Consider the following 7821-nt stretch of genomic DNA (forward strand, 5'->3'; position numbering starts at 1 on the left):
CCGCCGCACGCGGCGGGGACCGTCGGCCCCAGTGGTTCAGGAACGCTCGGTACGGAGGTCCAGGGGCGCGTCCGGCGCGCCGACCAGCTCCCGCAGCACCTCGCGGAAGCGGTCCACCTGCTCCGCCACCGAGCTCTCGTCGTAGAGGTTGCTGTTGTACTGGATGCCCGCCACCACGTCCCCGGCCGGATCGAGGTTGAGCGTCCACAGCGCGCCGTTGGGCACGTCCGAGCCCACCGGCTGCGAGGTGAGCCGGCGCCGCACCTCGGTGTACTCCAGGTCCCCGATCAGCTCCCCGTCCAGCAGGAACGGGAACGGGAAGACCTGGAAGACACAGGCCGCCCGGCCGTCCTCCAGCGTCGGCAGCATCAACTCCGGTGCCTGGGCGAGGATCTGCCCGAACGGGATGTCGTGGGCGTACGCCTCCAGGCTCGTGGTGCGGATCCGGGCGACCACCTCGGCGAAGTCGCGGGACCCGGCGAGCTCGGTGCACAGCGGGAGGAAGTTGAAGAACGGCCCGACCGTGTGGTGGAAGCGGTCCTCGCCGCGGCCCGGCGAGAAGGTCGGCACCACCACCCGGGTCGTTCCGGAGGAGCGCGCGACCATCACCGCGAACGCGCCCATCAGCACCATGAACGGCGTGCTGCGCAGCGCCCGGCCGATCTCCACGGCCCGCGCGGTCAGTTCGGCGTCGACGGTGAAGCGGTGGATGGCGGTGGACTCCGGCAGGCCGGCCGACTTCGGCCGGTCGGTGGCCACCGAGTAGATCTCGGCGCCGGCCAGCTGCTCCCGCCAGAAGGCGCGTGATTCCTCCAGCGCCGGATCCGCCGCGTACTCCCGCTGCCACGCCGAGAACTCGCGGTACGGCAGGGCCACCGGCAGCTCGGGCTGAGTGTGCCCGCGGCGCTCGGCGTAGCGGACGGCGAGATCGCGGATGATCAGCCGCACCGACCATCCGTCGGCCGCCGTGTGGTGCACGACGAGGGCCAGGACCGCGTCCTCCTCGTCGAAGCGGAGCAGGGTGGCCTTCAGCAGCGGGAGTTCCCGCGCGCTGATGGTGCCCGACTCCACCTCGGTGATCAGGTCCTCCACCGCCCGCTCGCGTGCCGCCGGATCCGCCCCGGCCAGCTCCCGCAGCTCCAGCCGGACCGGGGTCGGCGGATGGATCTCCTGGTACCGCTCGCCCTCGCCCCGGACGATGGCCGTGCGCAGGGCCTCGTGCCGCACCACCACGTCGTCCAGGGCCAGCTGCAGCGTCGCGGCGTCGACCTTCCCGCGCAGGCGCCAGCCGTGCACGATGTGGAACCGCGGGCCGAACGGCCCCTCGTCGTCGCCGCGGTCGAAGCCGCAGAGGAATTCCTGGTTGAAGGAGAGCGGCGTCCTGCTCGCCGGTGCGTTCGACTGCGGCTTTCCATTGGGGCTCATGGGGAATTCCTCTCACGGAGTCCGGGGCGAATTCGCCCCGGAACCGTAGCAACGGCCCCGCGGCCGTGGGTTCTTCGATCGTGCTGGCAATCCGGGAGATGCGCACCGGTCGGGCCGCGGGCCAGGCTGGCCGGGAAAGTCCATCCAGCTTCGGTGGAACGCCCGCCCGAACCGTAGAGGAGCTGCGCCGCAATGACGGTCGCCATGAACGCCGCAGGGTCCGGCTCGCCGCAGCCGCCCGAGCCCGGTCTGACACCCGGGGAGATCATCGCCAGGGCCGAGGCCATCGCGCCGCTCCTGGTGCCCCGGCAAGCCGAGACCGAACAGCGCACCTACTACGCCCAGGACACCCACGAGGCTTTCGCCGGGGCCGGCTTCTACCGGATCCTCGTGCCCAAGCGCTACGGCGGCTACGAGTTCGGCATCGACACCTTCCTGCGGGTCGCGATGACGCTGGCCCGCGGCTGCCCGTCGACCGGGTGGATGTACTGCCTCGGCGCCACCCACGCCCTGCCCGCGGCCTCGCTGTTCGACGAGCGGGCGCAGGCCGAGCTCTTCGCCGGCGGCGACTTCATCTGCCCGGCCACCATCGTGCCGAACGGGAAGGCCGAGCGCGCCGAGGACGGCGGCTGGCGGATCGACGGCACCTGGAACTACTGCTCGGGCTCGCCGTACGCGACGCACTTCATGGGTCACGTCCCGGTGCCCGGCGAGGACGGCGAACCGCCCGCGCCGATGCTCTTCGTCGCTCCGCGCGCCGAGTTCCGCCGGCTCGACGACTGGGGCGGCCAGCTGGGCCTCAAGGGCAGCGGCTCGCACAGCATCGTGATCGAGGACGGCCGGGTCCCGGAGCACCTGACGCTCCCGCGGACGCACATGAGCGAGGTCGTCGTCGACGGGGGCACGCCCGGCTACCGGCTGCACGGCAACCCGGAGTACGGCGGCGGCTCGCTCAGCTTCATGCTCCTGGAGGTGGCCTCGCTCGCCGTGGGCATGGCCCAGGGCGCGCTGGACGCCTACGAGGAGCTGATGCTCTCCCGCACGACGCTGTTCCCGCCCGTGGTCACCCGCGCCGAGGACCCGGACTACCAGTTCTGGTACGGCGAGGCGGCCGGCATGATCGCCACGGCCGAGGCGGCCGTGCTGCAGGCGATCGCCCAGTGGCAGGAGCTGTGCGCCCGGGGGCCGGGCGCCTTCACCCGGGAGAACGACCTGCGCCTGGCCACCATCTGCCGCGAGGTGATCCGGCTGTGCTGGCACGCCGTGGAGGGGCAGCTGTTCCCGACGGCGGGTTCGAGCGCGGTGCGGCAGGGGGAGCGGATCGAGCGGGTCTGGCGCGACCTGTCCACCCTGCACAGCCACTCCGGGATCGGGGTCTTCCTGTCCGCGGTGACCACCCGGGAGCTGGCCCGTGCCCGGTTCGGCGTCAAGTGACCCGTCAACGAGCCGAGGAGCTCCTGCCATGACCGAGACCGAGCACGCCGTCGCGCTGCCCGGGGAACGCGCCTTCGCCGCCGCGACCGCCGTGTTCAACCTGGCCGCGCCGGTGCGGCCCGCGGCGGCGGTGACGGTCCGCACCGTCGGACAGGTCCAGGCGGCGCTGCGTCACGCCCAGCGCGCGGGCCGGTGGGTCCGGGTGCACACCACCGGGCACGCCGCCGGCTCGGCCCGCCCGATGGACGAATCCCTGCTGCTGCGCACCGAGCCCGCGGGCCCGGTCGTGATCGACCCGGTGGCCCGCACCGCGCGCGTCCCGGCGGGAACGCGCTGGGGCGCGGTGGTCGAGGCCGCCGCCGGGCACGGGCTGGCCGCGCCGCACGGCACCTCGCCCACGGTCGGCGTGGTCGGCTACCTGCTGCGCGGCGGGATCAGCTTCTACGGCCGCCGGGCCGGGCTCGCCGTGAACAGCGTCCGGGCGATCGAACTCGTCACCCCGGACGGCGAGTTCCGCCGCGTCTCGGCGACCGCCGACCCCGAGCTGTTCTGGGCCCTGCGCGGGGGCGGCGGCGGACTCGGCGTCGTCACCGCGATCGAGATCGCGCTCTTCCCGGCGGCCCGGGTGGTCACCGGCGCCGCCTTCTGGCCCGCCGCGCACGGCCCCGAGCTGCTGTCCCGCTGGCTGAGCTGGACCCGGGACGCGCCCGAGGACGTCACCACCGTGTTCCGGGTGATGAACCTGCCGGCCGTGCCGGAGATCCCGCCGGCCCTGACCGGCGGTCCGGTGGTGTGCCTGGCCGGTGTGGTGCTCAGTCCGACCGAGGACGGCCTGGCGACCGCCGAACGCCGGGCCGCCGACCTGCTCGGCCGGTTCCGGGCCGTCGCCGAGCCGGTGCTCGACACCTGGGAGACCACCACCCCGCCGGCCGTGGTCCGCACCCACATGGACCCGACCGATCCGGTGCCGGTGGTGGGGGACCACCTGCTGCTCTCCGAACTCGGCGCGGACGGCGCGGAGGCGTTCCTCCGGGTGCTCGGCGAGGGCTCGGGATCGCCACTGGTCAACGCCGAACTCCGGCAGCTCGGCGGCGCGCTCGCGCTGCCGGATCCGGACGGCGGGGCACTGAGCCACCTCGACGCCGCCTTCGCCTTCACCGCCGGCGGCCTGGCGCTCGACCCGGCCGCGACGGCGGCGGCCCGGGCGCACTGCGCCGAGGTCCGCTCCGCCCTGACGCCCTGGGACACCGGCCGGACCGCGCCGACCCTGGTCGAGCGGCTGGAGCAGCCGCAGCGGCACCTGTCCGCGGCCGACGTCGAACGGGTGGACCGGGTGCGCCGCCGGGTGGACCCCGCCGGGTGGCTGCGCCACGACGTGCCGCCGGGGGCCTCCGCCCGCTACTGACCGCCGCCGAGCGCGCGCCGCCCGGCGGCCCCGTGCGCGCCCGCCCGAGCGCCCGCCGTCGAACCACCTGCTGTCGAAGCGCCCTCCGTCGTCCGTTCGGAGGGCGCTTCGGCGTGTTCCCGGCCGGCCGGCGCGCGCTGCCCGCCACTCGCCGTCCGCCGGCCCGCGACGCGCGGGCGACCGCGGCCGGGTATCCGGGCCGATCGCCCATCGCCCATCGCCGATCGCGGGCGGCGGATCACCCATTTCCGATCACGCCGCCGGAGATTCTTTCGGCGGGAAAACAATTGGCAAAAGCCGTTCCCGGCCGGTGAGCAATGTGAGAGATGCCTTTGCGGGCGTCCGGCGTTCATGCTCGTGCAGTAGACCTGCGAGTGAAGTGGGATTCACCGTCGCATTTCGGGACCGCGGAACCAGGACCCCGGGCCTATTCGGCCCGCAGGAGTCGACCGCGGGAGTGCACTCGATGCGAAAGCAGGGTCGTACGCGATCTGCCGAGAGGGGAATTTCGGTGACAAACCGTGAACGATTCCGCAGACTGGTACCGGGCCTGGTGGTGATCATGGTGGCCGCCTCGCTGTTCTTCGCGGCGCGGAGCTCGGTCGCGGTGGCCGGGGCGGAAGGGGTCGCGAAGCAGTACGGCTTCAAGGAAATGCCCATCGCGATGCCGCCCGGCTACGACCAGCAGCCGATGAAGACGGTCCGGAAGGTGAACCCGGCCTACCAGAAGATCCGTTCGTGGATCTCCTCGGTCGGGGCCAGCATCGCGATCAACGACCTCACCGGGCACGGTGTGGCCAACAGCATGTGCATCGTCGACACCAGGACCGACAGCGTCGTCGTGACGTACACGCCGACCGCCCGGCAGGCCGACCGGTTCACGCCCTTCGTGCTGGACGGCAAGCCGCTGCCGATGGACGACACCATGGCGCCCACCGGCTGCACACCCGGCGACTTCAACAGCGACGGCCGGATGGACCTCCTGGTGACGTACTGGGGCCGCACGCCCATCCTGTTCATGGCCAAGTCGGACGCGACGACCCCCGCCGCGAGCTCCTACGTGCCGCGCGAGCTGGTGGCCTCGGAGTCGCTGGACGGGAAGTACCACGGCCCGCGCTGGAACACCGACGCGGACTACGTCGGCGACCTCGACGGCAGCGGACACCCGTCGATCGTGATCGGCAACTACTTCCCCGACTCCGACGTCCTCGACCCCAACGGTCTGAAGAACGTCGTGATGAACGACTCGCTGTCCAGTGCCAAGAACGCCGGCGGCGACCACGTCCTGCGCTGGCAGCAGAGCACCTCGGGGCCCGAGCCCACGGCGTCGTACGTGGAGGAGAAGGGCGCCATCCCCTTCGACGCGTCGACCGGATGGACCCTGGCGATCTCCGGCGCCGACCTGACCGGTGACGGACTGCCCGAGCTGTACGTCGCCAACGACTTCGGTCACGGGCACCTGCTGTACAACCGGTCGACGCCCGGGCACATCGAGCTCACCGAGGCCAAGGGCGAGCGCACCCCGACCACGCCCAAGTCCTTCGTGCTCGGCAACGGTTCCTTCAAGGGCATGGGCGTCGACTTCGGCGACCTCGGCCACGACGGCAAGTTCGACATGATGGTCAGCAACATCACCGTCGCCTGGGGCCTGGAGGAGAGCAACTTCGTCTGGATCAACAAGGCCAAGGACGAAGCCGACATGCGGAACAAGCTCGACGCCGGCATCGCGCCGTTCACCCAGGAGGCCCAGGAGCACGGCATGGCCTGGACCGGCTGGGGCTGGGACGCCAAGATGGGCGACTTCCTCAACAGCGGCGACCTCAACGTCCTCCAGGCCACCGGCTTCGTGAAGGGCAAGATCAACCGCTGGCCGTGGCTGCAGGAGATGGCCATGACCAACGACGACCTGCTGTCCAACCCCGCGATGTGGCCCAACGTCCAGCCCGGTGACGACATCGCCGGGGACGAGGCGATCGCCTTCTACGCCAAGACCCCCGACGGCCCGTACGTCAACATCAGCGAGCAACTGGGCATCGCCGTGCCCACCCCGACCCGCGGCCTCGCCACCGGCGACACCACCGGGACCGGGCGGCTGGACTTCGCGGTGGCCCGCCAGTGGGGCCCGCCCGCCTTCTACGCCAACACCTCGCCCAACCTGGGCAACCAGCTGAACCTGCGGCTCTACCGGCCGACCGCCGAGGGCGGGGCGGGCGAGGGCCTGGTGAACTCCGGGTCGCCGGCGTACGGCGCCACCGTGTGCGTGATGACCCCGGACGGCACCCAGATCTCCCAGCTCGACGGCGGCGGCGGCCACGGCGGCTTCCGCAGCTTCGACACGCGCTTCGGCCTCGGCTCCCACCAGGGTCCGGTCACCGTCGAGCTGCGGTGGCGGGACGCGAACGGCGGGATGCACAAGAAGACCGAGCAGCTCACCGCCGGTACGCACACCCTGATGCTGACCAGCGACGCCCAGGAGGTCCCGAACCGATGAGCGCCACCGCGCAGTCCCGCCCCGGCGGTGCCCCGGCCGCCGCGCCCCCCGCGCCCGCCGCCCCCGCGAAGCCCAAGGATCCGCGCTACCTCGCCCTGCGCAACTTCGCGATCTCCATCAGCGTGTTCAACGCCTTCGGCTACACCCTGCTCGGCTTCGAACAGCCCTGGTTGTGGCCGTTCATCGCGGTGTTCACCGCCTACACCTGCGAGATCTGCTTCGAGCTGATCAGCGGCTGGGCCCAGCGGCGCCCGCCGCGCTTCCTGGGCAACGGGGTGCGCGGGGTCTACGAGTTCCTGCTGCCCGCCCACATCACGGCGCTCGCGGTCAACATGCTGACCTACGGGAACAACCAGCTGCTGCCGATGTTCTTCGGGGTGGTCATCGGCGTCGGCGGCAAGCACGCCCTGCAGGCGCCGATCGCCGGCCGGATGCGGCACTACATGAACCCGTCCAACTTCGGGATCACGATGTCGCTGGTGTGCTTCGGGTCCTGGTTCAGCATCTCGCCGCCGTACCAGTTCACGGAGAACGCGAACACCTTCTTCCGGGTCATGATCCCGCTGATCATCGCCACCGCGGGAACGGTGATCAACGCGCTGCTCACCAAGCGGACGCCGCTGATCGTCGGCTGGCTCGGCGCGTTCGCCATCCAGGCGTTCGTCCGGCACTGGATCTGGGACGTCTCGCTGTACTCCGCGCTCGGCGCGATGACCGGCGTCGCCTTCGTGCTGTTCACCAACTACATGATCAGCGACCCGGGAACGACGCCGATGAAGGCCAAGGCCCAGTTCATGTTCGGCTCCTCGGTCGCCATGGTCTACGCGGTCCTGATGGTGTTCAACGTGGTCTACACGCTCTTCTACGCCACCACCATCGTCTGCGCCCTGCGCGGGATCGGATGGTGGGTCGCGCACCTGATCAAGCGGTCCCGGCAGGCGGACTCCGCCGGGGCGGGCGCCCCGGACGGGACGGCCGCGCAGCCGCAGCAGGTCGGGGCGGTCGCGGCCTGAGGCACCCGCGTGCGACACCGCGCACGACACCGCAACGGCGCTGTGGCGCTGCC

General features: G+C 71.9%; 5 protein-coding genes. 4 read left to right on the forward strand and 1 reads right to left on the reverse strand.

What is annotated here, in order from left to right; all coding sequences use genetic code 11:
- Positions 1-36 precede the first annotated feature (36 nt).
- A complete protein-coding gene (locus tag ACFWJ4_RS40110; protein WP_380554034.1) occupies positions 37-1425 on the reverse strand; it encodes a condensation domain-containing protein in 1389 nt (462 codons plus the stop codon).
- A 192-nt stretch (positions 1426-1617) separates the two neighbouring features.
- Here ACFWJ4_RS40110 and ACFWJ4_RS40115 point away from each other — a divergent pair, with 192 nt between their 5' ends.
- The 4 genes from ACFWJ4_RS40115 to ACFWJ4_RS40130 all read left to right on the forward strand — a co-directional run bounded on the left by ACFWJ4_RS40115 (position 1618) and on the right by ACFWJ4_RS40130 (position 7768).
- Entirely contained in the window at positions 1618-2859 is a 1242-nt protein-coding gene (locus ACFWJ4_RS40115; RefSeq protein ID WP_380554037.1) for an acyl-CoA dehydrogenase family protein, read from the forward strand.
- 28 nt (positions 2860-2887) lie between these two features.
- A complete protein-coding gene (locus tag ACFWJ4_RS40120; protein WP_380554040.1) occupies positions 2888-4264 on the forward strand; it encodes an FAD-binding oxidoreductase in 1377 nt (458 codons plus the stop codon).
- A gap of 562 nt (positions 4265-4826) precedes the next feature.
- Positions 4827-6755 carry a CRTAC1 family protein gene (locus tag ACFWJ4_RS40125; protein ID WP_359912795.1) on the forward strand — a complete coding sequence of 643 codons (1929 nt, stop codon included), beginning with the start codon at positions 4827-4829 and terminating at the stop codon, positions 6753-6755.
- The gene (locus ACFWJ4_RS40130; RefSeq protein WP_380554043.1) at positions 6752-7768 is read left to right on the forward strand and encodes an enediyne biosynthesis protein; all 1017 of its coding nucleotides are present in this window, start codon (positions 6752-6754) and stop codon (positions 7766-7768) included. The genes ACFWJ4_RS40125 and ACFWJ4_RS40130 overlap by 4 nt, the downstream gene beginning before the upstream one ends.
- Positions 7769-7821: the final 53 nt, after the last annotated feature.

This window comes from Kitasatospora sp. NPDC127067 (assembly GCF_042724755.1).
GTDB classification, from domain to species: domain Bacteria; phylum Actinomycetota; class Actinomycetes; order Streptomycetales; family Streptomycetaceae; genus Kitasatospora; species Kitasatospora lactacystinica.